The organism is Cricetibacter osteomyelitidis, assembly GCF_004340985.1.
Lineage (GTDB): Bacteria > Pseudomonadota > Gammaproteobacteria > Enterobacterales > Pasteurellaceae > Cricetibacter > Cricetibacter osteomyelitidis.
Genome location: NZ_SLYB01000004.1, coordinates 47,216 through 70,858, shown reverse-complemented (window position 1 = coordinate 70,858; position 23,643 = coordinate 47,216). Strand labels below are relative to the sequence as shown.

General features: G+C 39.5%; 25 protein-coding genes. 23 read left to right on the top strand and 2 right to left on the bottom strand.

Features of this window, described 5'->3' with window-relative positions; all coding sequences use genetic code 11:
* Positions 1–18 precede the first annotated feature (18 nt).
* Entirely contained in the window at positions 19–1,008 is a 990-nt protein-coding gene (locus tag EDC44_RS03075; protein WP_131975258.1) for a TRAP transporter substrate-binding protein, read from the bottom strand.
* Positions 1,009–1,227: 219 nt separating this feature from the next.
* On the opposite strand from EDC44_RS03075, the gene uxaC reads away from it, so the two are divergent.
* The 5 genes from uxaC (at position 1,228) to EDC44_RS03050 (ending at position 7,323) form a co-directional block, all read left to right on the top strand.
* Positions 1,228–2,640, top strand: a complete 1,413-nt coding sequence (gene uxaC, locus EDC44_RS03070; RefSeq protein ID WP_131975256.1) for a glucuronate isomerase — start codon at positions 1,228–1,230, stop codon at positions 2,638–2,640.
* A gap of 13 nt (positions 2,641–2,653) precedes the next feature.
* On the top strand, positions 2,654–4,111 hold the full coding sequence (locus EDC44_RS03065; RefSeq protein ID WP_131975254.1) for a tagaturonate reductase: 1,458 nt from the start codon (positions 2,654–2,656) through the stop codon (positions 4,109–4,111).
* Between the two features lie 131 nt (positions 4,112–4,242).
* Positions 4,243–5,724 (top strand): UxaA family hydrolase, encoded by a 1,482-nt coding sequence (locus tag EDC44_RS03060; RefSeq protein WP_131975252.1) that lies wholly within the window; start codon positions 4,243–4,245, stop codon positions 5,722–5,724.
* 9 nt (positions 5,725–5,733) lie between these two features.
* Positions 5,734–6,675, top strand: a complete 942-nt coding sequence (locus tag EDC44_RS03055; RefSeq protein WP_131975250.1) for a sugar kinase — start codon at positions 5,734–5,736, stop codon at positions 6,673–6,675.
* A gap of 9 nt (positions 6,676–6,684) precedes the next feature.
* The gene (locus EDC44_RS03050) at positions 6,685–7,323 is read left to right on the top strand and encodes a bifunctional 4-hydroxy-2-oxoglutarate aldolase/2-dehydro-3-deoxy-phosphogluconate aldolase (RefSeq protein ID WP_131975248.1); all 639 of its coding nucleotides are present in this window, start codon (positions 6,685–6,687) and stop codon (positions 7,321–7,323) included.
* A gap of 33 nt (positions 7,324–7,356) precedes the next feature.
* On the opposite strand, the gene EDC44_RS03045 is transcribed toward EDC44_RS03050, so the two are convergent.
* Positions 7,357–8,400, bottom strand: coding sequence for a glycosyltransferase family 9 protein (locus EDC44_RS03045; RefSeq protein WP_131975246.1), 1,044 nt, complete (start codon positions 8,398–8,400; stop codon positions 7,357–7,359).
* Positions 8,401–8,480: 80 nt separating this feature from the next.
* On the opposite strand from EDC44_RS03045, the gene EDC44_RS03040 reads away from it, so the two are divergent.
* The 18 genes from EDC44_RS03040 to EDC44_RS13170 all read left to right on the top strand — a co-directional run bounded on the left by EDC44_RS03040 (position 8,481) and on the right by EDC44_RS13170 (position 23,520).
* The gene (locus EDC44_RS03040) at positions 8,481–9,200 is read left to right on the top strand and encodes a 3-deoxy-D-manno-octulosonic acid kinase (RefSeq protein ID WP_131975244.1); all 720 of its coding nucleotides are present in this window, start codon (positions 8,481–8,483) and stop codon (positions 9,198–9,200) included.
* An 86-nt stretch (positions 9,201–9,286) separates the two neighbouring features.
* The gene (gene hflD / locus EDC44_RS03035) at positions 9,287–9,913 is read left to right on the top strand and encodes a high frequency lysogenization protein HflD (RefSeq protein WP_131975242.1); all 627 of its coding nucleotides are present in this window, start codon (positions 9,287–9,289) and stop codon (positions 9,911–9,913) included.
* 21 nt (positions 9,914–9,934) lie between these two features.
* Positions 9,935–11,302: an adenylosuccinate lyase gene (gene purB, locus EDC44_RS03030; RefSeq protein ID WP_131975240.1), complete on the top strand. Its 1,368-nt coding sequence runs from the start codon at positions 9,935–9,937 to the stop codon at positions 11,300–11,302.
* A gap of 135 nt (positions 11,303–11,437) precedes the next feature.
* Complete coding sequence (locus EDC44_RS03025; RefSeq protein ID WP_131975238.1) at positions 11,438–12,193, top strand: class I SAM-dependent methyltransferase; 756 nt, start codon at positions 11,438–11,440, stop codon at positions 12,191–12,193.
* A gap of 636 nt (positions 12,194–12,829) precedes the next feature.
* Complete coding sequence (locus EDC44_RS03020) at positions 12,830–14,887, top strand: type VI secretion system Vgr family protein (protein ID WP_131975236.1); 2,058 nt, start codon at positions 12,830–12,832, stop codon at positions 14,885–14,887.
* Positions 14,888–14,898: 11 nt separating this feature from the next.
* A complete protein-coding gene (locus EDC44_RS03015) occupies positions 14,899–16,662 on the top strand; it encodes a DUF4123 domain-containing protein (protein WP_131975234.1) in 1,764 nt (587 codons plus the stop codon).
* Entirely contained in the window at positions 16,655–18,019 is a 1,365-nt protein-coding gene (locus EDC44_RS03010; protein WP_131975232.1) for a hypothetical protein, read from the top strand. Before EDC44_RS03015 ends, EDC44_RS03010 begins: the two co-directional genes overlap by 8 nt.
* A 1-nt stretch (position 18,020) precedes the next feature.
* A complete protein-coding gene (locus EDC44_RS03005) occupies positions 18,021–18,389 on the top strand; it encodes a hypothetical protein (protein WP_131975230.1) in 369 nt (122 codons plus the stop codon).
* A gap of 131 nt (positions 18,390–18,520) precedes the next feature.
* Positions 18,521–19,261 carry a hypothetical protein gene (locus tag EDC44_RS13180; RefSeq protein ID WP_243647893.1) on the top strand — a complete coding sequence of 247 codons (741 nt, stop codon included), beginning with the start codon at positions 18,521–18,523 and terminating at the stop codon, positions 19,259–19,261.
* A gap of 2 nt (positions 19,262–19,263) precedes the next feature.
* A complete protein-coding gene (locus EDC44_RS02995; RefSeq protein WP_131975228.1) occupies positions 19,264–19,653 on the top strand; it encodes a hypothetical protein in 390 nt (129 codons plus the stop codon).
* Between the two features lie 170 nt (positions 19,654–19,823).
* Positions 19,824–20,105 carry a hypothetical protein gene (locus tag EDC44_RS02990; RefSeq protein ID WP_131975226.1) on the top strand — a complete coding sequence of 94 codons (282 nt, stop codon included), beginning with the start codon at positions 19,824–19,826 and terminating at the stop codon, positions 20,103–20,105.
* Position 20,106: 1 nt separating this feature from the next.
* Positions 20,107–20,454: a hypothetical protein gene (locus EDC44_RS02985; RefSeq protein WP_131975224.1), complete on the top strand. Its 348-nt coding sequence runs from the start codon at positions 20,107–20,109 to the stop codon at positions 20,452–20,454.
* A 156-nt stretch (positions 20,455–20,610) separates the two neighbouring features.
* A complete protein-coding gene (locus tag EDC44_RS02980; protein ID WP_131975222.1) occupies positions 20,611–21,081 on the top strand; it encodes a hypothetical protein in 471 nt (156 codons plus the stop codon).
* Positions 21,081–21,449 (top strand): hypothetical protein, encoded by a 369-nt coding sequence (locus EDC44_RS02975; protein WP_131975220.1) that lies wholly within the window; start codon positions 21,081–21,083, stop codon positions 21,447–21,449. Before EDC44_RS02980 ends, EDC44_RS02975 begins: the two co-directional genes overlap by 1 nt.
* Positions 21,450–21,813: 364 nt before the next feature.
* Positions 21,814–22,266 (top strand): hypothetical protein, encoded by a 453-nt coding sequence (locus tag EDC44_RS02970; protein WP_131975398.1) that lies wholly within the window; start codon positions 21,814–21,816, stop codon positions 22,264–22,266.
* Positions 22,266–22,676: a hypothetical protein gene (locus tag EDC44_RS13175; protein WP_243647892.1), complete on the top strand. Its 411-nt coding sequence runs from the start codon at positions 22,266–22,268 to the stop codon at positions 22,674–22,676. Before EDC44_RS02970 ends, EDC44_RS13175 begins: the two co-directional genes overlap by 1 nt.
* A 171-nt stretch (positions 22,677–22,847) precedes the next feature.
* Positions 22,848–23,129: a hypothetical protein gene (locus tag EDC44_RS02960; RefSeq protein ID WP_131975218.1), complete on the top strand. Its 282-nt coding sequence runs from the start codon at positions 22,848–22,850 to the stop codon at positions 23,127–23,129.
* Between the two features lies 1 nt (position 23,130).
* A complete protein-coding gene (locus tag EDC44_RS13170) occupies positions 23,131–23,520 on the top strand; it encodes a hypothetical protein (protein WP_243647891.1) in 390 nt (129 codons plus the stop codon).
* The last annotated feature ends 123 nt before the right edge of the window (positions 23,521–23,643 follow it).

Below are 23,643 nucleotides of genomic sequence, written 5' to 3'. Positions count from 1 at the left end.
TTGTAGGGAGCGTATCTTTTATTGTGCTTTTAGGGCATTAATTTGTTCGAGCACTTTCTCTAGCTTCGGATTTTTAGCAAATTCTTCATATAGCGGTACCAGAGCATTACGGAATGGTTGTTTATCTACCTGAATAAAAGTAACTCCGGCTTTTTCAGCTTCTGTTCTCGCTTTTGCAACTTCTTCATCCCATAATTGTTGTTGATAAATTTCAGAATTTTTAGTCGCTTCTTCTAAAATTTTACGTTGATTATCATCTAGTTTTGTCAGAGATTTGCTGGAAATGATTAAGTAATCCGGCACGCTGGTATGTTGATCTTCAATATAATATTTTGCTACTTCCATATGGCGGGTTTGAGTGTATGACGGAATATTATTTTCCGCACCATCAATCACGCCTTGTTGTAATGCAGTATAAACTTCTCCAAATGGAATTGGTGCCGGTGAGCCACCTAATAATTCAATGAGTTTATTGGTTGTTGGTGTTGAGACCACACGAATTTTCATTCCTTTCATATCAGCTGGAGAGTGGATTGCTTTTTTAGCATAGAAACTACGTGTTCCGGCTACATACGAAGCGATAACATCAAAACCACTTGCTTTTGTTTTATCCGTTAATTCTTTGCCGATAGAACCGAATAACACTTTTTTAAAATGTTCATCATTATCAAATAAATATGGACAGCTGAATACAGACAATTCATTTACGAAGGATTCCATTTCACTTGCACTGGCTTTAGTCATATCTAGAGCATCATTTTGCAGTAATTCAATAGTTTCGCGAGGTCCCCCCATTTGACCGCTAGGATAAATACGAATTTTAAGTTCACCGTTTGATTTTTCTTGTACTTCTTTAGCCATTTGCTCAAGAGCTTTATGTACTACATGTGATTGATCGAGGTTGTGAGCTAGTTTTAAAGTAACTTTTTTAGCTAGTGCATCTGTTGATGTTGCAAGCATTGGTAGAGCAATACATAAGCTGGAAAGTAATAATTTGTTAAGTTTCATAATAGAAATCTCCAATAGTTAGGTTAGGAATATTAAAAATCATTTAATAAAAGTTATCATACAAATTTAACAACATGTTAATGCTATCACTTTAAAATTTAAAAGTATCATACAAGTTTTTATTATTGTGATCTTAATCACAAAAAAATATGTATAATTTATTTTAAATTGGTATAACATATTAAGCATTAAATCAAAACAACAAAACGAGGCTTAAAAATGAAAAATTTTATCAATGATAACTTTTTATTAGATACTGAAGTTTCAAAACAATTGTTTTTTGAATATGCTGAGAATCAGCCTATTTTTGACTATCATTGTCATTTACCACCGGAACAAATTGCATCAAATTATAAGTTTAAAAATCTGTATGATATCTGGTTAAAAGGGGATCACTATAAATGGCGGGCAATGCGTACTCATGGTGTTGATGAGAAATACTGTACGGGAAGTGCGGATGATTTTGAAAAATTTTCTGCATGGTGTGAAACTGTACCGCATACTATTGGTAATCCTCTTTATCATTGGACACATTTAGAATTACGTCGCCCATTTGGTATTACGGATAAATTACTTTCACCAAGCACAGCTAAAAGCATTTGGAAGGAGTGTAATACACTTTTGCAGCAAGATAATTTTTCTGCCAAGGGGATCATTACTCAAATGAATGTGAAATTTATAGGTACAACAGATGATCCTATTGACGATTTGAAATATCACCGACAAATTGCACTTGATCAATCATTCAAAACCCGAGTATCACCGAGTTTTAGACCGGATAAAGCCTTCAATATTGAATCCGAACATTTTGTAAATTATATCCAACAGCTGGGTAAAGTGGCTGATATTGAAATTACAACGTTTAACAATCTTTGTGATGCTTTAGCAAAACGTATCGATTATTTTGATGCAAATGGTTGCAAAGTCTCTGATCATGCATTAGATGTTGTGCTATATGAAGACTCTAATGAAAAAACTCTCGATCAAATTCTTACCGCAAGACTTGCCGATAATCAATTAGATAAGTCTCAGATTGCCCAATTCAAATCAGCCGTATTGGTTTTTCTTGGCGCGGAATACCACAAACGTAATTGGGTACAGCAATATCATATTGGCGCATTACGCAATAATAATACCTTTATGCTTAATCAATTAGGTCCGGATACTGGGTTTGATTCTATTAATGATGAACCGATAGCCCAAGCTCTTTCCCGTTTACTTGATGCTCAAGCCACAAATAACAGCTTACCAAAAACCATTCTTTATTGCCTGAATCCAAGAGATAACGAAGTACTTGGCACTATGATTGGAAATTTCCAACAAGCAGGTATTAGAGGAAAGATGCAATTTGGTACCGGTTGGTGGTTTAACGATCAAAAAGACGGCATGCAACGTCAAATGATGCAGTTAAGTCAGTTGGGATTACTTAGCCATTTTGTGGGAATGTTAACGGATAGCCGTAGTTTCCTTTCTTATACGCGGCATGAATATTTCCGCCGTATTTTATGCCAAATGATTGGTCATTGGGTACGTGATGGTGAAGCACCAAATGATATTAAATTATTAGGCGAAATGGTTTCAAATATTTGTTTTAACAATGCAAAAGACTATTTTGGTATCGAATTAAAATAATGAGGAGTAAAGAATGAAAACCCTAAACAGAACAAACTTTCCCGGTGCTCAATATCCAAGCAAAATTATTCAATTTGGCGAGGGGAATTTTTTGCGTGCATTTATTGACTGGCAGATTGATATTTTAAATGAAAAAACGGATTTTAATGCTGGTATTACGATTGTTCGCCCGATTAATACGGATTTTCCACCGTTGTTGAATACGCAGGATGGTTTATATACCACCATTATTCGAGGTTTGGATGAACAAGGTAATGTGGTAAAACAATGCCGTATTGTACGTTCGGTGAATAATGAAATTAATATTTATCAAAACTATGATGAATATTTGGCTTTAGCACATAATTTAGACATTAAAATTATTTTCTCAAATACCACCGAAGCAGGTATTAGTTATCATCAAGGCGATAAATTTGATGATCGTCCGGCAGTGAGTTATCCGGCAAAATTAACTCGATTGCTGTATGAACGTTTTACTGTTTGCAAGGGCGATAATGCACATGGATTTACAATTTTACCTTGTGAATTAATTGATTATAACGGTGAACAGTTAAAAGCCTTAGTATTGAAATATGCCGCTGAATGGAATTTAGTTGCGGAATTTACCCAGTGGTTAGAAACCGCAAATATTTTCTGTTCTACGTTGGTTGACCGTATTGTTACCGGTTATCCGCGTAATGAAGCGGAAACCTTAGAAGCGGAATTAGGCTATAAAGATACCTTCCTTGATACAGCAGAACATTTTTATTTGTTTGTGATTCAAGGTCCGAAATCCTTAGAAAAATTATTCCGTTTAGATCAAGTAAAAATGAATATTCTCATTGTGGATGATATTAAACCGTATAAAGAACGCAAAGTGGCGATCTTAAATGGTGCTCATACCGCTCTTGTACCGGTGGCTTATTTAGCTGGCGTGGATTATGTGGGGGAGGCGATGAAAGATCCTCAATTATGTCAATTTGTGAAAAGTGCGGTGGAAAAAGAAATTATTCCGGTATTGAGCCTGCCTAAAGATGAATTACAGCAATTTGCCGAAGCTGTTATCGGACGTTTTCAAAATCCGTTTATTCAGCACCAGCTATTGTCTATTGCTTTGAACAGTATGACTAAATATCGCACCCGTAATTTACCGCAATTATTGGCATATTATGAGAAATATCAGCAATTACCACCGCACTTAACCTTGGCATTGGCAGCATTGATTGCGTTTTATAAAGGCGAACGTAATAACCAAGTTATTCCATTGCAGGATGATGAATTTTGGCTAACCAATTATGCACAATGGTGGCAGGCCGTAGATGCCGGTGAAATGTCCGTGCAAGCCTTAGTCCATCAGGTATTGGCTCAAAAAGAGCATTGGCAACAAGATCTGACTCAAGTACCTAATTTAGTAAGTACAGTAGCAACACAACTGCAGACTATCCTTAACCAAGGTATAAGAAGTGCTATTGATATATATTGCAAGGGTTAAGTATGTTTCAACACACAGAGCCTTACAAGAGTTAGGCGCTATGTATTGCTCTGAATTGGAAGAGGTTACACCTATCCCAATTAAATTCTCCGCCATAAATGGCGAGGTTTCAACCATAAGGTAGATATTTGATGAAGCGGTTTATTAAAATTCATTCTGGTGATAATGTGGCGGTGGCATTGCAAAATTTATCTGCTCATACCTATTTTGCAGAACTCGGCGTAACCTTGTTGAGCGATATTGATCGCGGACATAAATTCGCCTTATGCCCGATTAAAGCCGGTGAAAATATTGTGAAATACGGTTATCCTATCGGCTATGCCACACAGGATATTGCAGCGGGCGAGCATATCCACACGCACAACACCCGCACGAATCTGAAAGATATTAATGATTACGAATATCTGCCGGAATTTACCGCACTTTCCATTAATACGGTGGATCGTGAAGTGCAAATTTATCGCCGTAAAAACGGTGATGTAGGGATCCGTAATGAATTGTGGATTGTGCCGACGGTCGGTTGTGTGGTGGGTATTGCCAATCAAATCAAAAAGCAATTTATGCAACGTCATTCCCTTGATGATATTGATGGCATATTCACGTTTAATCACAGCTATGGTTGTTCACAACTTGGTGAAGATCACGAAAATACCAAAATTATTTTACAGGATATGGTCAAACATCCGAATGCGGGGGCCGTGCTTGTGATTGGTTTAGGGTGTGAAAATAATCAAGTGGATATATTCCGGCACAGTTTAGGTGAATATGATGAAGAGCGTGTGAAATTTATGGTGTCACAACGTTTTGATGATGAAGTGGAAGCCGGCCTGGAATTATTAGAGCAACTTTACCAACAAATGCGACAAGATCGCCGACAATCAGGACTTTTAAGCGAAGTGAAATTCGGTTTGGAATGCGGCGGTTCAGATGGTTTTTCTGGGATTACCGCTAATCCGATGTTGGGTAATTTCTCGGATTATCTTATCAGCCACGGTGGTACGACCGTATTAACCGAAGTGCCGGAAATGTTCGGTGCGGAACGCATTTTGATGAGTCATTGTAAAGATGAAAGCACTTTCCATAAAACTGTGCAAATGATAAATAATTTCAAACAATATTTTATTGAGCATAACCAACCGATTTATGAAAACCCTTCTCCGGGCAATAAAGCTGGCGGCATCACCACATTGGAAGATAAATCCCTTGGCTGTACGCAAAAAGCAGGTCACAGCCAAGTGGTTGATGTACTAAAATACGGTGAACGGCTAAAAACCAAAGGCTTGAATTTATTGAGTGCTCCGGGTAATGATGCGGTTGCCACCAGTGCCTTGGCTGCGGCAGGTTGCCATATGGTGTTATTTAGCACGGGGCGTGGTACGCCTTATGGTGGTTTTGTTCCTACAATGAAAATTGCTACCAATAGCGAATTGGCACAAAAGAAAAAACATTGGATTGATTTTGATGCGGGTCGTTTAGTATATGATGTATCAATGGACAGGCTATTGGCAGATTTCATCGATTTAGTTGTGGATACGGTAAACGGCAAACCGACCAAAAACGAACTTAATGAGTTTAGAGAATTAGCTATTTTTAAAAGCGGCGTAACATTATAAGGTTAGATTATGAAAAAACTCGCAATCCTCGGCGAATGTATGATTGAGCTGAATGGTGAGCCATTCGGCAATATGCGGCAAACTTATGGCGGCGATACGCTCAATACGGCGACCTATTTGGCACGCTGCACGCCCAAAAGTGCGGTCAAAATTCATTATGTTTCCGCCCTTGGCACGGATAAGCTCAGTCAAGGCATGTTAGAACATTGGCAGGCTGATGGCATTAATACGGACTGGGTGCTGCGTGATGAAAAACGTCAACCCGGTTTATATTTAATTCAATTGGATAACGTCGGCGAACGCACATTTTTATATTGGCGAAATCAATCGGCAGCCCGTTATTTGCTACAACACAATGATTATCCAAAGGTTTTAAGTGAATTACGCCACGTAGATATGATTTATCTCAGTGGCATTTCTCTTGCAATTTTGCCGGAAAACGACCGCACTTTATTGATAGCACAGCTTGCCGAGCTTGCTAAGCATGGGGTTGAAATCGCCTTTGACAGCAATTATCGCCCGGCATTATGGGAATCCTTGCAAAAAACACGTGAAATTTACACCGCACTTTTACCGATTGTCAGCGTTGCTTTGGTGACTTTTGACGATGAACAAGCCATTTGGGCAGATACGGATGAACAAGCGACAATCAAACGCTTAAAACAAGCCGGCGTGAAAACCGTGGTCGTTAAATCCGGTAAGTGCGGTGCGATTTTCAATAGTTTTGAAGGTGTGGAACAACGAGTGCCGACCGTTCCGGTGGAAAATGTGGTGGATACTACCTCCGCCGGTGATGCCTTTAATGCCGGCTTCTTAAACGGTTACCTGCAAGGCAAAGATTTAGTGACTTGTTGTCAACAAGGGAATAAACTGGCAGGAATTGTAATTCAATATAAAGGGGCAATTATCGAAAACTCGGTGACAGCACATTTAATTCATGAATTTAATTAAGGAAAAACCATGTCATACACAACCGAACAAATTATTGAAAAACTCAGAAAAATCAAAGTGGTACCAGTGATAGCACTGGATAATGCGAACGATATTATTCCGCTAATGGATACCCTTTCCCAAAACGGCTTACCTGTGGCGGAAATTACCTTCCGCTCTGAAGCGGCAGAAGAAGCGATTAAATTACTCCGCCAACACGCACCCGAGATTTTAATTGCAGCCGGCACGGTGTTGACCTCTGAACAAGCGGTCAAAGCCAAAAATGCGGGAGCGGATTTTGTGGTCACACCGGGGTTTAATCCGAAAATTGTGCAATTATGCCAAGATTTGAATTTTCCAATTACACCAGGAGTGAACAATCCAATGTCTATTGAAGCGGCAATGGATATGGGATTAAACGCGGTAAAATTTTTCCCCGCAGAAGCCAGCGGCGGTGTGAAAATGATTAAGGCATTGCTCGGGCCTTATGGCAATCTGCAAATTATGCCGACGGGCGGTATCAGTGTGGCGAATATTAATGATTATCTCGCCATTCCGAATGTGGTCGCTTGCGGTGGTTCGTGGTTTGTGGATAAAGCGTTGATTAAAGCGAAAAACTGGATCGAAATCGGTCGATTGGCGAAAGAAGCGGTTGAAGTAATTAAGTAGTTGAAATGCCCTGCGATAATCAGGGCACTGTTTTTATATTGATAACAATTTTTTCATTTCTCTCTCCACATCACCCACCTGAATTTCCGCCATTAAATTTTTGCCTTGGAGTTTGGTTGCCCAAGGCAGTTGGTCTGAGGGTCTTCCGTATTCTTTTTGTACGTTTTTTTCGTACACGGAAATCACATTGGCGAGATTATTATAAGGCCCTGTGCGAAGCGGGTTGTGATAGGCATATAAACCGATCACTGGTGTGCCTTGGGTCGTGGCCATATGTGCCGGACCGGAGTCGGGGGAAATCACTAAATCCGCCATTCCAATCAACGCCGTGAGTTGTTTTAAATCGGTTTTCCCGGCTAAATTAGTGGGAATAAATTCACAAAGTGCGGTGATTTTTTCGATAATTTCCATTTCCCGTTTTGCCGATGAACCGCATAAGATCACATTGATATTTTGTCGATGAGCAATATTGGCTATTTCCGCATAACGTTCGGTCAGCCAATCCTTTTCCGCTTTGCTGGAGCAAGGTGAAATGATTAAATTTTTCCTTGCAGGATCAATATATTGCCGTACCGCTTTACGATCGGATTCACTGATGGGCATTGACCACGCAGGTTGATGTGTCGGCACGCCGAGATATGTCACAAAGGCTAAAAAGCCGTCAAGTACATGGGGATTTTGCGGATCGGCGATTTGACGATTAACAAATAATCGTTGCATTTCCCGTGAGCGTTTTTTACCGAAACCAATCTTATATTTTGCTTTAATTCCAAGAGAAATCATTGAAGCACGAAATGCTGTCTGCATATTGAGCAGGGCATCAAAGTGTTGATTTTTCAATTGTTTCCATAAAGCAAAAATTCCTTTCCAACCTTGTTTTTTATTGAATACCACAAATTCGACATTTTCCAAACCTCGCAATAATTGATATTCGGTTTTTCCGAGAATCCAAGTGATGTTGGTTTGCGGCCAATACTGTTGAATTTGCTGCACGGCGGAAACGGCGTGGCACACATCGCCAATGGCGGAAAGTCTTAAAATACAAAGAGATTTCGGCGGTTCAGTAAACAAAGGCATAAATTTTTGCTCGTATAGTGGGATTTTTCATTATTCTAAAGTAGAATAGCGAAATTAGCTACCCGCAACATAGGTGTTTTATGATTGAATTTCAACAGGAAAATAGTTTTTTTCTGCTTAATATTGTGCGTTCATTGCCCGATCAAAACCAATTTTTTAATGCGGATTATTGGCAGGCCCAACATCGTATTCTTGGTTCGGCAAAAGGGCGGGGAACCACCTGGTTTATTCAATCTGATGATTTGTTTGGCATGAACACCGCTTTGCGTCATTATTACCGCGGCGGGTTATTCGGCAAAATCGTGAAAGATCGTTATCCTTTTTCTCAGCTTAATTCCACTCGTAGCTTTGCAGAATTTCATTTGTTAAATCAATTACATCAAACAGGAATCCCGGTGCCCAAACCGATTGGGGCAAAAGTCACTAAAGGAAAAGCAGGTATCTGCTATCAAGCAGATATTTTAACGCAGCGGATCGAAAACGCCCAAGATTTGACCGCACTTTTACAACAAGCCACATTAGCACAAACACAGTGGCAGAAGATTGGCCGGGTGATCCGCCAATTACACGATTTGCAAATCTGCCACACGGATCTGAATGCTCACAATATTCTTGTACAGGAAAATCGTAAAATCTGGCTGATTGATTTTGATAAGTGCGGTGAAAAATCAGGAAATTTTTGGAAAGCTGAAAATTTACAAAGATTACACCGCTCTTTTGTGAAAGAAGTGGAACGTATGAATATTCAGTTTACCGAACAAAACTGGCAGGATTTGCTTGCCGGATATAATTTCATTTAACCTGAACTTTAAAAAATCCCCAATAAATGCTATATTACCCGCCGATTTTATGATTTCTTTTATTCTTTCATCATGCGGAATGTTCAATGGCCAATTTTTATGATATCACCCTGGCATTAGCCGGCATTTGTCAGGCGGCAAAGCTTGTGCAGCAGTTTGCTCACAAGGGACAGGCAGACTTGGAGGCTTTTGAACAATCTCTGCAAACTTTGCTGGTGACAAGCCCGAAAAATACACTCCATGTATTTGGTGGCAATGAAGCTAATTTACATTTAGGATTAACGACTTTATTGGAGCAAATCAACAACGGCAATGCCGGTGAATTGGAGATGGAAGTCGGGCGTTATTGGCTGAGTTTATTGGCACTTGAAGGCAAATTAAATAAGAATCCCGAAGCCAAATCGGAACTTGCCCGTCGCATGCAATATTTGCCGAATCAGACCGCACTTTTTGAGCTGACCGATCAAAATATGATTGATATTTTAGGCGGTATTTATGTGGATGTGATAAGTCCGCTGGGCAGCCGTATTAATGTTACCGGTTCGGCACTTTATTTACAACAACCTGCAATGCAAAGCCGCGTGCGGGCTTGTTTGCTTGCAGGAATGCGGGCGGCTGTATTGTGGCGACAGGTAGGCGGCACTAAATGGCAAATGCTCTTTTCACGCCGCAAAATCGCTACACAGGCACAACAGATTTTATCATCGCTTTAATTTTAATTAAGGAACCCCTTTATGCAACTTAACGCATTAACTGCACTTTCCCCTATTGACGGACGTTATCAAGACAAAGCTGCGGCATTACGCGGTATTTTCAGTGAGTTCGGTTTATTGAAATTCCGTGTGACTGTTGAAGTCCGTTGGTTACAAAAATTGGCTGCAACCGCTGAAATTCAAGAAGTGGCGGCATTATCGCCGCAAGCTAACGAGTATTTGAATCAAATCGTGGCAAACTTCAGCCTGGCGGATGCGGAACGCATTAAAGAAATCGAACGTACCACCAATCACGATGTGAAAGCGGTGGAATATTTCTTAAAAGAAAAAAGTGAAGCGGTAGCGGAATTGGCAAAGGTAAGCGAATTTATTCACTTCGCCTGCACATCGGAAGATATCAACAACCTCTCTCACGCATTAATGTTAAAAACAGCACGTGAAGAAGTGGTATTGCCGGAATGGCAAAAATTAATTGACGAAATCACCCGTTTAGCCAACGAATATAAAGAAATTCCGTTGCTTTCCCGCACTCACGGTCAACCGGCTTCACCTTCAACGGTGGGTAAAGAAATGGCTAACGTAGTATATCGTTTACGCCGGCAGCTCAAACAACTACAACAAATTGACATTCTGGGGAAAATTAACGGTGCAGTGGGTAACTATAACGCACACTTATCGGCCTATCCGAATATTGATTGGCACAAATTCAGCCAAGAATTTGTGGAAAGTTTGGGCGTCACGTGGAATCCGTACACCACTCAAATCGAACCGCATGATTACATTGCCGAGTTCTTTGATAATGTGGCTCGTTTTAATACTATTATTATCGACTTCGACCGTGATTTATGGGGTTACATTGCATTGAATCACTTCAAACAACGTACGATTGCCGGTGAAATCGGTTCATCGACAATGCCGCATAAAGTGAACCCAATCGACTTTGAAAATTCTGAAGGTAATCTTGGTTTGGCGAATGCAGTAATGGCACATCTAGGTGCAAAACTGCCTATTTCCCGCTGGCAGCGTGACTTAACGGATTCCACCGTGTTGCGTAACTTAGGTGTGGGCTTAGGCTATTGCTTGATTGCTTATGCGGCAACCCGCAAAGGTATCAGCAAATTAGAAGTGAACGAACAGCATTTACGTGATGAGTTGGATCAAAACTGGGAAGTGTTAGCCGAGCCGATTCAAACGGTAATGCGTCGTTACGGCATTGAAAAACCATACGAAAAGCTCAAAGAATTGACTCGCGGCAAACGTGTAGATGCCGTTGCAATGCGTGAGTTTATCGAAAAATTAGATATTCCGGCAGAAGAGAAAACCCGTTTACAACAAATGACCCCGGCAACTTATATCGGTGCTGCGGTACAGTTGGTGGAAAAACTTTAATTAATATAACTGGATAAGTACGAAGTGCGGTTAAAACTAAAAAAGTTTTAACCGCACTTTTTTTGTGTTTTTTTCTTATGGGTAAAGCGTGTAGAATAGCCGAATTAATAATCGTTTTTATTTTAGGAGTCAATCATGAAAAAAGATGAAATCGGTCATAATTTTTTAGCCCGTTTAGGCAAAACCCGTTTGCGTCCGGGTGGCAAAAAAGCAACGGATTGGTTGATTGCCAACGGTGATTTCAATGCAAATAAAAAAGTATTAGAAGTGGCCTGTAATATGGGAACAACAGCCATCGGGCTGGCTAAACGGTTCGGCTGTCATATTGAAGGTGTAGATTTGGACGAAGTAGCGTTGGAAAAGGCCAAAGCGAATATTAAAGCTAACGGCTTAGAAGATAAAATTCACGTACAGCGTGCCAATGCAATGAAATTGCCTTTTGACGATAATAGTTTTGATATTGTTATTAACGAAGCAATGCTCACTATGCTACCGTTACAAGCAAAAATGAAAGCCATCGCCGAGTATTTCCGTGTGTTAAAACCGGGTGGTTTTTTATTAACCCACGATGTTATGTTAACCACGGAAGATAGCGAGCCCGTAATCGAACAATTACGGGATGCCATTAATATTACCGTCACACCGCTGAGCAAAGAAGGCTGGAAATCGGTGTTTACTGAAAGCGGTTTCCGCAATGTGGATACCTTTTCCGGTGAAATGACCCTACTTTCACCAAAAGGCATGCTCTACGACGAAGGTGTACTCGGCACAATGAAAATTGTAAAAAATGCAATAAAATCAGAAAATCGAGAAACATTCAAAAAAATGTTTAAAACCTTCAACAATCCGGAGCATAAATTGAATTTTATTGCGGTTTGTAGTCAGAAATAGCGTTTTTATTGAAAAAAAGTGCGGTTAATTTTGAACAGCCCCAAAAAAGTTGGACTACACATCTAGCCTGAAATCAGTCCTATAATTAGAGTCTAACTTTTTGGGGCAGATCAAATCAGTGTGTTTTTCGCGGACATAGGCAATGATTTATATAACGATGAAGCCGGAAAAAGTTCTAACGGCGTAAGCAATATTGATAAACTCTATGCAGAGCATAATGATATGGGAGTCACTTACAGATGAAATATTTAAAAATTTTGCAAAAAAGCACCGCACTTTTATTATTTACTACGGTTGTTACCGCTTGCACTTAAGTCGGTGCACCATCAAATTTTCGGGATGAGTTTTTCAAAAATTGCCCAAATGCCGGAAATTTATTACTCCTGCACCGCTCGGATTTAAACGTCGGCAACCCAACTTTATTGATTCGATTTCCAATCAAGCGTTCTATCAGACACAGGGTATGAAAGAACCTTATCGGTCAGGAAATTATTTGAAAATAATGTGCTTAAAGCTAATAGGGGAAAAAGAGTTTTGAATGTTACTAAGAATAAATTTTTTCAGTAACTAAAATGTAGTATTTTTATACTATACTTAATTAATACAATACATTTAACGAACATAGAAGGAAATAATATGCCCCAACAATCCGACTACCGCTATAGTTTAAACGTGAACGGCGCTACCGAATTCGATGTCGTCAGTTTTGTATTAAAAGAAGGACTTTCTCAACTTTTTCGTCTGGAATTGGAATTAGCCAGTTTTGACTCGTCACCGTCGTTCTCTGAGATTTTGGACAACAGTGCCACACTCACTTTCTGGCAAGGTATTGAGCCGGTGCGTTATGTTAACGGGATTGTGACGCAGTTGGTACAGGGCGAAAGCGGTTTTTCCCGCACCCGTTATAATATGGTCATCGAGCCGGATTTGGTGCGGGCGTCCTATCAATCGGACAACAAAATCTTCCAACAACAAGACAGCGAAAAAATCCTGCGTCAACTCCTTTCAAAGAATTATATCAACCAAGTCGAATTTCATTTAAGCGACAGCTATTGGCAACGGGAATACTGCGTACAATACCGGGAAACGGATTTAGCCTTTATCGAACGACTGGCGGCGGAAGAAGGGACTTATTACTATTTTTCGCATACCGAAGACAGCCACACCCTCCATTTCAGCAACCATAGCGCATTGGCCCCGGAAAAAGGCACATTACTGTATAACCCTACCCCTGCCGGTGAACGCCCCGAAGCCGCTTTATGGCACTGGGCATATCAAGCCAAACTCGGCACCAACCGCCAAACCCTACGCGATTACACCTTCACCCACCCGACTTACTCTCAGGAACACCAGCATGCTAATCAGCAAAGTCACATCTTCGGCGAAAGTGCGGTCAATATTTACGAAAAATACGATTACCCGGGGCGTTACAAACGCGATGCACAGGGCGAACCGTTCAGCCGTTACCGATTGGAATACGAACGGCGCGAAGCGGAAGTGGCGCTTGCCACCGGGGATGATTTACGCCTGATTCCCGGTTATCGCTTTACCCTCTCGGGGCATCCGCGGGAAAGTTTCAACCAAAGCTGGTTAGCGGTGGAAGTAGAGCATCGTGGCTGGCAACCCGGCATTCTGGAAGAAGAAGCGGGGGAACAGGGCAACCGCTATGAAAACTATATCAAGTTTATCCCAAGCGCCACGCAATGGCGCCCGACCCCGAACCCGAAACCGCGAGTAGACGGCCCGCAGATTGCGCATGTCGTCGGCCCGGCAGGCGAAGAGATTTACTGTGATGACTGGGGACGGGTGAAAATCCAATTCCCTTGGGACAGAGAGGGTGAAAACAACGAAAACAGCTCCTGTTGGGTGCGGGTCAGCCAAGCGTGGGCGGGCGCCCAGTTCGGTAATATCGCCATCCCCAGAATCGGACATGAAGTCATCGTGGACTTCTTAGAAGGCGACCCGGACCAACCCATCATCACCGGTCGCACCTATCACAGCACCACCGAACCGCCGTATAACTTGCCGGAACACAAAACCCGCATGTCGATAAAATCCAAAACCCACAAGGGCAACGGCTTTAACGAACTCAGGTTTGAAGATGAAAAGGACCAGGAAGAAATCTTTATTCACGCCGAACGTGACCAGAACAACATCGTCAACCACGACGAAACCACCCAAATCGGCAGTGACCGCACGGAGCAGGTAGGGCATGATGAAACGATTAATATCGGCAATAATCGCACCGAAACGGTGGGCGTGGATGAGTCAATCACAATCGGACAGGATCAAAACCTATTGGTACACCGCAATCGCCAAACGAAAATAGAGAAAGATGATATTTTAAATATCGGTAATCATTTAAGTTTAGATGTGTATGCGAATCAATCCGTTAAAAATGGGCGGGATCATTTGACTGAAGTGACACAAAATCTTTTAATTAATGTCGGCAAAAACCTGAAACAACATAGCCAAAAAGTTCAAATTACCGGTTCGAAGAATATTAAAATGCTGGGTAAAGCCGGCACAATGCTTATTGACGGAGCAGGGATCACGTTGAAAGGGAAAGTGACAATTAAAGGCAATTTAGCGATTACCGGCGGCAGCCCTGAAGCGCCTAAAGTAATTAGCTTATCGGCTAATGATGGGCAAGAAATTTGTGAAGTGTGCGAAGCGATGAAAAATAAAAGCTAAAGGTATGTCGCATGAATGAACTAAACATTTGGGTCAATCACTATCATTATTCGTCGGCGGATTTGCCGAATGTCGTATCGACGGGCTATATCGCCTGTCGTGCGGAGAGTGCGGAGACGTATTATCAACAGGTAGCGGCGTATTGTAAAGCACAAGGTCTCGAGGCTTATGCGCAATTAGCGCCGTTGCCGATTCTGACGTGGTTCGAACGTCACGGATTTTCGTCGCAATTATTGTATTTGGCAAAAACCTTATCGGCGCAAAATCCGGTAGGGCTATTAAGTGACGGCGAACCAAAGGCTGATTCTTCGCCGCCGTTGCAACCCTATCTCACACAAAGCGAGACCGATTTTGAACCGTTTCTCGATATTTTTTCCGACGACGCGCTGCCGCATCCGGTAAGGCACGGCTTCTTCGCCCACTGCACCGGGTTGGACGAATGGCATAAGTGGACGGATTTAAGCGGAGCGGAACAGGGGGAAACACATTATTATGCGGTAGCGGATTGTGCGAAAGTGGTGGGGTTATCCGACCGTCTGGAACAAGTGGGAAGGACGGCGAATCTTTATAGCGGTGCGGTGGGAGCAAGCCTTGAAGAGAACGCGCCGTATCTGCTTGAATTCGACCCCAAACGTCTTGCCTGTGTAGATATGTTGCAAACCTTATTTCGCGACATGGACAGCGAAGTGCTGAGCTATTGGCAGGCAAACCCCATGATTTTTATCCGAAGCCGGGCGGATTTTGACAGTGTTTATCGCCATTTAAAAAAGTTTACCCATTTGCAAGAGCCGGAAACGAAGAAATGGTATTTTTTCCGTTTTTACGACCCGCAGGTGTTAAACGGCTATTTACCGCTGCTGACGAATCATCCGGCACATCTGGCGGCATTGTTCGGGGTGAAAAATGGCGAACAAATGATAGAGGCATTCGGCGTACGGATAGATAAACGGTTTATCACATTCGGGCTTGAAGCGTTACCGGAAGATATTGTACCGGCACGCATTGAATTCGGTGAAATCGAGCAGAATGCCATAAGAAGTATAATCACCGAAAAATTTAGACGAAAATTGACCGCACTTTATGTGAATAGCCATCCCGATCGTTTCCGCACATTAAAGGATAAACATATAACGGCTTTTGTGGAGCATGTTTATCAGTCTGCCCTTGCTTATAAAATCACCCGTCCCGAAGAAATCGGCTATTTCGGACACTTAATGCTTTATTTAGGCGCTTATTGGCATGAAGATCCGATATATCATTTTTTAAATCAACATCTTCATGAAGATACCGATATTGCCGATCGCAGAATGGATAACATTGCACATAAATTTACTCAAACTGCACCTAAAATATTCGGTAACGGGTTTGAAAATAATATAAAAATGGCTAAGGATATTGCGGATTGGTATCAATTGCAGAGCAAAGAGAGTTTATCGCCGACAGCAGTAATGCATTATCTTGCGAAAGTATCGCAGCCTTATTTTGGCGATTACGTGAAACAGCCGGAATATCTTGAACATATCCGGCAATCATTACAATATGCCTCGAAAAAACACGGCATAAAAACCGATTATGAACAGGCAATCTGGTTGTTGATGAGCTTAACGTTAGGGATCGGTTTTTATCATGATCCGCTTATGCCATGGGCGGGCGATATTCTTAACAGTCATCAGGATTCAACGGAAAAAATGGATGAATTGATTGGCATGTTACAAAAACGGACCAATAAAATGTTATCAGCCGCCTTTTCGGCGAAGGGAGAAACGCATGTATAAAATATCGGAAGAAGCGAAAAAAGGTATGCACGCGACACCGGAACAGCTGGGTGAAAAATTAACGGGTTTGCCGGAGGATATAACCCGCTGTAGTCGCGACTGTCCGTTTAATGTGTCTATTCGGTTGAAGAAAAGCACATTAACCCCATTGGCATTATCGGCATTTAATATTGAGGCTTGGGAAACCTGGTGGAATGATGATAACGACAAAGCGCCTTATCAGCCGATAGAGGGCGAAAAAGGCGAAGAAAAAATAAAAATTGAAATCACCGTGCAGCAACGGTCGGTGGAAAGGCTCTATGTAGAAATGCTGACAATCTCAGCCGACACGCCGAAAAGCGGAAAAGTATTAAAGCGTTGGCAGTTGTCGAAGTCGGGAGACAGACATTTGTCGGAAGGCAGCGGAGCGGTCGATATAGGGATTTATGAATGGGAATGGGACGGCTATATAGACGATAAGCTGGACACGAAATTACTAAAAGACGAAACGACCTATATTCGAGCAGTGGGTACAATCGGGAAGGCTTTTCGGGACGATGCGGTGCAGATACTGGCACAGCCGTTTAAAGAATGTGCGGAACCGGTGGATTGGGTGGATGTTGTGGTGGATAGAAAAGCCCATAAGGTCGATGTAGAATGGCGGGTAAAATTTGATGACGGGCATATATCGGATAAGCCGAGATCTTCCGATATTCCTAGTTATAGACAACTAATAGATTGGGCTATTGATGGGATTAAGTATCATTGGAATAGATCCGAAAATATTTTGATTAATAATATCGACTATAAAGTAATTATCAACCCCAAGGAAGCAGAAACAAAATCAGCACCATCATTAACTTTGCAAGTTGAAACATGGTATTTATTTTCTCCCTCTCGCTCGGTAAATGCTTCATGTGTTTGTGGAATTATAGGGGGGATAGCAGGGAATATAGGCAATGGGAATGCCGGTTTTTTAGGGCTCGATGCAACTAAGGTTTGGTATTTACAGAAATATTTTCAACAGCTCTACATATCATCACCTGCTCGAGCGGAAAGTGCTGCTAGAGATAATTTTAAAATGACTGCCGCACATGAGGCAGGTCATCCTGTTTTGGCAAGCTATGCCTATCAAAGTACGGGGCTAAATAATTATTCTTGGGTACATAAAGGAAGTTCAAAAGGGATTGGTAGTTTTTATAGTCTTCCGGATGACGGGGAAAAAGGATATGAAGAAGAACCTTTAATTGAAGCTGATTTAATGAAATATTATAATCAGAATAAATATAGTGTAGCGATACCTTATAAAATGTATTCTGCTAGTGAACATGATATAAAAAGCTTAGTATGGCTTTCTAGGTTAACTTTCGGAGAATAATATGAAATTTACTATATTATTAGTTGGAATTGCTTATTTGATAGGATGTTTACCTATTGAGCCGGCTCCAAAAGGAGTTATTAATATATATAATTTTTGTTCATCCCCAATTGAGTTAAGAAATGTGAATGTTTCAGATGATTTTTATATGAATAGGAGAGGTATAATTATTGATGTAAATAGTGTTGAATTTGGTATCTTTCATTCTAATGGAAATATTGTTTTAGATAATTTCAATAATTATTTTGTAGAAAATGGTATAAAAAAGCATTTTAAAATTGATAAGTATAGTAATGAGATAATTAATTTCATAGCCTGCTCCGAAAATGCCAAACCGACAGGTGACGGAAATTGGATTAGAGCTAAGTAAGACTAAAAGTGCGGTCAAATTTTGCGAAGTTTTGCTAGAAAACTTTTGAAAAATTGACCGCACTTTTTTGTATTCAGACGACAAAATAGAATTAACTTTTAAGTTACAAGCGGTTGGGGTTGGCTTAAATATTGCAAAAATTCGGCGTAACCGTTTATAGAAAAGCCCATAAGGTCGATGTAGAATGGCGGGTAAAATTTGATGACGGCGGCGTATCGGGCAGTGCGAATACGGATACGCCGAGTTATGAAGAGTTGGTACAGCTTGCATTAACGGGCATTGAAAAGCATTGGAATATTCCGGATGAAATCAGCACGGCGAAAGGAAATTATCGGGTAAATATAAAACCGGTTCTATCGGAAACGCATGCGGCACCGTCGTTGACGTTGCAGGTTGAAGTAAATAAATCATTTAATCGCTCGGTTAATGCTTCATGTGTTTGTGGTTTTGTTGGGCGAGTTGCAGGAAGTATCGGGAAAAATAGTTCGGGATTGCTTGATACAAGTAGAGCTTGGTATCTTCAAGGCTTTTTCGAGAATAGAAAGTATCCTATATATTATATAAAGAATCATTTTATGATGACTGTTGCCCATGAATCGGGTCATGTTGTGTTGGCTAGTTATGCTTATAAAAGTATAGGATTAAACAATTATTCTTGGGTACATAAAGGGAGTTCTAAAGGTGTCGGTTTTAATGTATTTAATGCTTATAGTATACCTAAATCAGGAGAGAAAGGGCATGAGTCAATGCCTTTGCTTTCAGCTGATTTAATGAAGTATTATAACGATCAAATTGATCCGCCGGATTACTATGCTGTTGAATATGATATTAAGAGTTTAATATGGCTTTCTCAGTTAATTGTAGGTAAATAATAATGAAATATTTGCTAATAATCTTATTCTTATCTTTGTCTGCTTGCTTACCTTTTGAACCAATTATGGGAACAAGCGTAATTTATAATTTCTGTGAATATCCGATTGAAGTGAGAAATGAGAAGTTTCCAGATAAAGAATATGAAGAAAATAAAAATTATCGTAGAAAAATTATCAATTCAAACGATGCTATATATGGTACTTTTATTGTGCAAGATAATCTATTAGATGAACAAATAAAAAACGCTAAAATGAAATATTTTCTTAAAAACGGTAGTAAAATGAAGACAAGATTTTATTTTGAAATATATAGTAAAGATAAACAGAATTTAGTTGCCTGCCCCGAAAACGCCAAACCGACAGGTGACGGAAATTGGATTAGAGCTAAGTAAGACTAAAAGTGTGGTTGAATTTTGCGAAGTTTTGTAGGAAAACTTTTGAAAAATTGACCGCACTTTTTGTATTTAGACGACAAGATAGAATGAATTTTTATGTTACAAGCGGTCGGATTTAGCTTGAGTTTTGCAAAATTTCGGCATAATTGTTTAAAGAATAAGACGAATTGACGGCAGCTCATGAATCCGGACATCCTGTTTTAGCGAGTTATGCCTATAAAAGTACAGGATTGAATAATTATTCTTGGGTACATAAAGGCAGTGCTAAGGGATTTAGTATTTCTGGTGGTCACAAGACTGCCAGTGCAGGAGAAAAAGGATATGAGATAATAAAAGGTGACCTAATGAAATATTATCCAGAATATGATTTTGATTTTTCTAAAATTAAATCTGTTGAGTATGATATAAAAAGTTTAATTTGGCTTTCTAGAGTAGAAATAGGAGAATGAAATGTTGCGTAATGTATTGATATGTTTGGTGTTTTTTATGTCATCGTGTTTGCCATTAGAACCATCGAAAGGAGGAGTTACATATTATAATTACTGTAATACCGAAGTTGTAGTAGGTTGGGATGATAATACATTTGATAACTTCTCTTTAAAGCCTAATCAAGCTGAAAATCGTTTTTTTACATATAATGATGAGGTGAAAGTGGCTTTTGAAAAACGATATTTTATTAAAAACGGATTAAAAAATAGATTTCATATTGAACAATATTTAGAAGCTAGATATAACCTTATCGCTTGCCCCGAAAATGCCAAACCGACAGGTGACGGAAATTGGATTAGAGCTAAGTAAGACTAAAAGTGCGTTTGAATTTTGCGAAGTTTTGTAGGAAAACTTTTGAAAAATTGACCGTACTTTTTGTATTTAGACGACAAAATATATCGGGTACATATAAAACCGATTCTATCGGAAACGCATGCGGCACCGTCGTTGACGTTGCAGGTGGAGATGGGAATTTCATATAATCGTTCGGTTAATGCTTCATGTGCATGTGGAACATTGGCAAAATTGGGACGGGGATTGGGTAATTTGTTTTCTGATGTTACACGAGTTTGGTATTTGCAGGGGTATTATGAATATAGAGGTTTTTATAAAGAATATATTATTAATGATTTCAAGATGACCACTGCTCACGAGTTAGGACATGCAATATTATCCAGCTATGCCTATAAAAGCAAAGGATTAGATAACTATTCTTGGGTGCATAAAGGAAGTTCTAAAGGTGTTGGTAATGGTTATTCATTGCCTAAAGTTGGTGAAAAAGGGTATGAACTTTATCTTGGGCAAGAAGCTGATTTAATGAAATATTACAATTATCCAGCTGGACAAGGTTATGAACCACTAAATTTTAGAGCGATTGAATATGACAGAAAAAGTCTTATTTGGCTGTCTAAATTAACATTAGGAGAAATAATATAGTGAAATTTATTACAATTACATTTATTACTTTTTTTATATTAGGATGCTTACCTTTTGAGCCAGCACCTTCAGGAGTTTTTGTTACTTATAATTTCTGTACTCATCCAATAGAATTAAAAAATGATGATGTATTAGAGTCTCCCGATAAGAATAAAAAAAGCTCTATTATAAATATTAATCATAATAAAGTTAATTTATCTTTTTCTAGTGAGGAACTTAATAAACAAATAGAGAAAGTGTATTTTATTGAAGAGGGAATGAAAAAATATTTTTTTGTAGATATATATAAAGAAGATAGAGTTAACCTAATAGATTGCCCAGAAAACGCCAAATCGACAGGTGACGGAAATTGGATTAGAGCTAAGTAAGACTAAAAGTGCGGTTGAATTTTGCGAAGTTTTGCGGGAAAACTTTTGAAATATTGACCGCACTTTTTTGTATTCAGATGACAAAATAGAATTAACTTTTAAGTTACAAGCGGTTGGATTTGGCTTAAATTTTGCAAAATTCCGGCGTAACCGTTTATAGAAAAGCCCATCCGGCGGTGTATCAGGCAGTGCGAATACGGATACGCCGAGTTATGAAGAGTTGGTACAGTTTGCATTAACGGGCATTGAAAAGCATTGGAATATTCCGGATGAAATTAGCACGGAGAAAGGAAATTATCGGGTATATATAAAACCGGTTCTATCGGAAACGCATGCGGCACCGTCGTTGACATTGCAGGTACAAATGAAAAACTCTGCTGATCGTTCAGTGAATGCTTCTTGTGTTTGTGGTTTTGTTGGGCGAGTTGCAGGAAATATTGGAAGAAATAGTTCAGGATTGCTTGATACAACTAGAGTGTGGTATTTGCAGGGATATTTAGGATTTAGAGCGAAGGATTATTTTATAATGACAGCGGCACATGAAGCAGGTCATTCAGTATTAGCTTCCTATGCTTATAAAAGTACCGGCGCGAATAATTATTCTTGGGTACATAAGGGGAGTTCTAAAGGTCTTTTAAGCGGTTATGCCATTCCAGAAGTAGGTGAAAAGGGGTATGAAAAGGAGCCTTTTATTTCCGCAGACTTAATGAAATATTATAGCCCTGATTATAGAATTGAAATACAAATGTATTCTAGTTCAGAATATGACATAAAGAGTTTATTATGGTTGTCTCGACTAACTGTAGGAGAGTATTGATGAATAAACTATTTTTCTTTAGTTTTTTTATTTTATTATCATCATGTAATTTTATATTCCCTATGTCATATGATCCTGCACACGGAGGCGCTTTTTTTTATAATTTTTGTGAAAAGGATATTGAATGGAGAAATGAGAGATTTTCAGATAAAGAATATGAAAATAACAAAAAATATCGTAAGAAGATTATTAAATCTGGAGAATCTTTGTTTGCTATATTTACTATGTCTGAACAATCATATGAAGAAAGAAAGGAAAGTGCGAAAAAGGAATATTTTATAGAAGAAGGAAGTGATATAAAAAAATATTTTCTCTTCGATATGCCGTTTAAAGAAGGTAGAGAAAATTTCATTGCCTGCCCCGAAAATGCCAAACCAACAGGTGACGGAAATTGGATTCGAGCTAAGTAAGACTAAAAGTGCGGTCAAATTTTGCGAAGTTTTGTAGGAAAATTTTTGAAAAATTGACCGCACTTTTTTGTTTTTAGACGATAAAATAGAATGAATTTTTATGTTACAACCGATCGGATTTAGCTTGAGTTTTGCAAAATTTCGGCATAATTGTTTAAAGAATAAGACGAGTTGACGGCAGCCCATGAATCCGGACATCCTGTTTTAGCGAGTTATGCCTATAAAAGTACAGGGTTGAATAATTATTCTTGGGTACACAAAGGTAGTTCTAAAGGGATTTCTAATTTTTATACGCCCCCTAAAATTGGAGAAAAGGGATATGAAGAGAGACCTAAATTATATGCTGATTTGATGAAATATTATGAGCATGAAATTAACCCATTAAAGTATTATGCGCTCGAATATGATGTGAAAAGTTTAGTATGGCTCTCACGATTAACTATGGGAGATTAGTATGAAGTATTTGTTAATAACGCTATTATCTTGCCTGTTAACAGTTGCATGTTTACCTTTTGAGCCTGTAATGGGTGGGGGAGTATTTTATAATTTTTGTAAATATTCTATTGAGTGGAGACATGATGATATTTCTGATGAAGATTACGAAAAGAACAGAAGTTTTGGGGATAGTATTAAACCTGATGAAACAATTTATACGATGTCTCCTGTACAGAGTAACTTAGAAGAAAGAAAAAGAATTGTTCAAAAAAACTATTTTGTTGAGAAAGGAAACAAAACTAAAAGACGTTTTTATATTGATATGTATGGAGAAGGAAGAACAAACTTTATAGCCTGCCCAGAAAACGCTAAACCAACAGGTGACGGAAATTGGATTAGAGTTAAGTAAGACTAAAAGTACGGTCATATTTTGCGAAGTTTTACAGAAAAACTTTTGAAATATTGACCGCACTTTTTTGTATTCAGACGACAAAATATATCGGGTACATATAAAACCGATTCTATCAGAAAC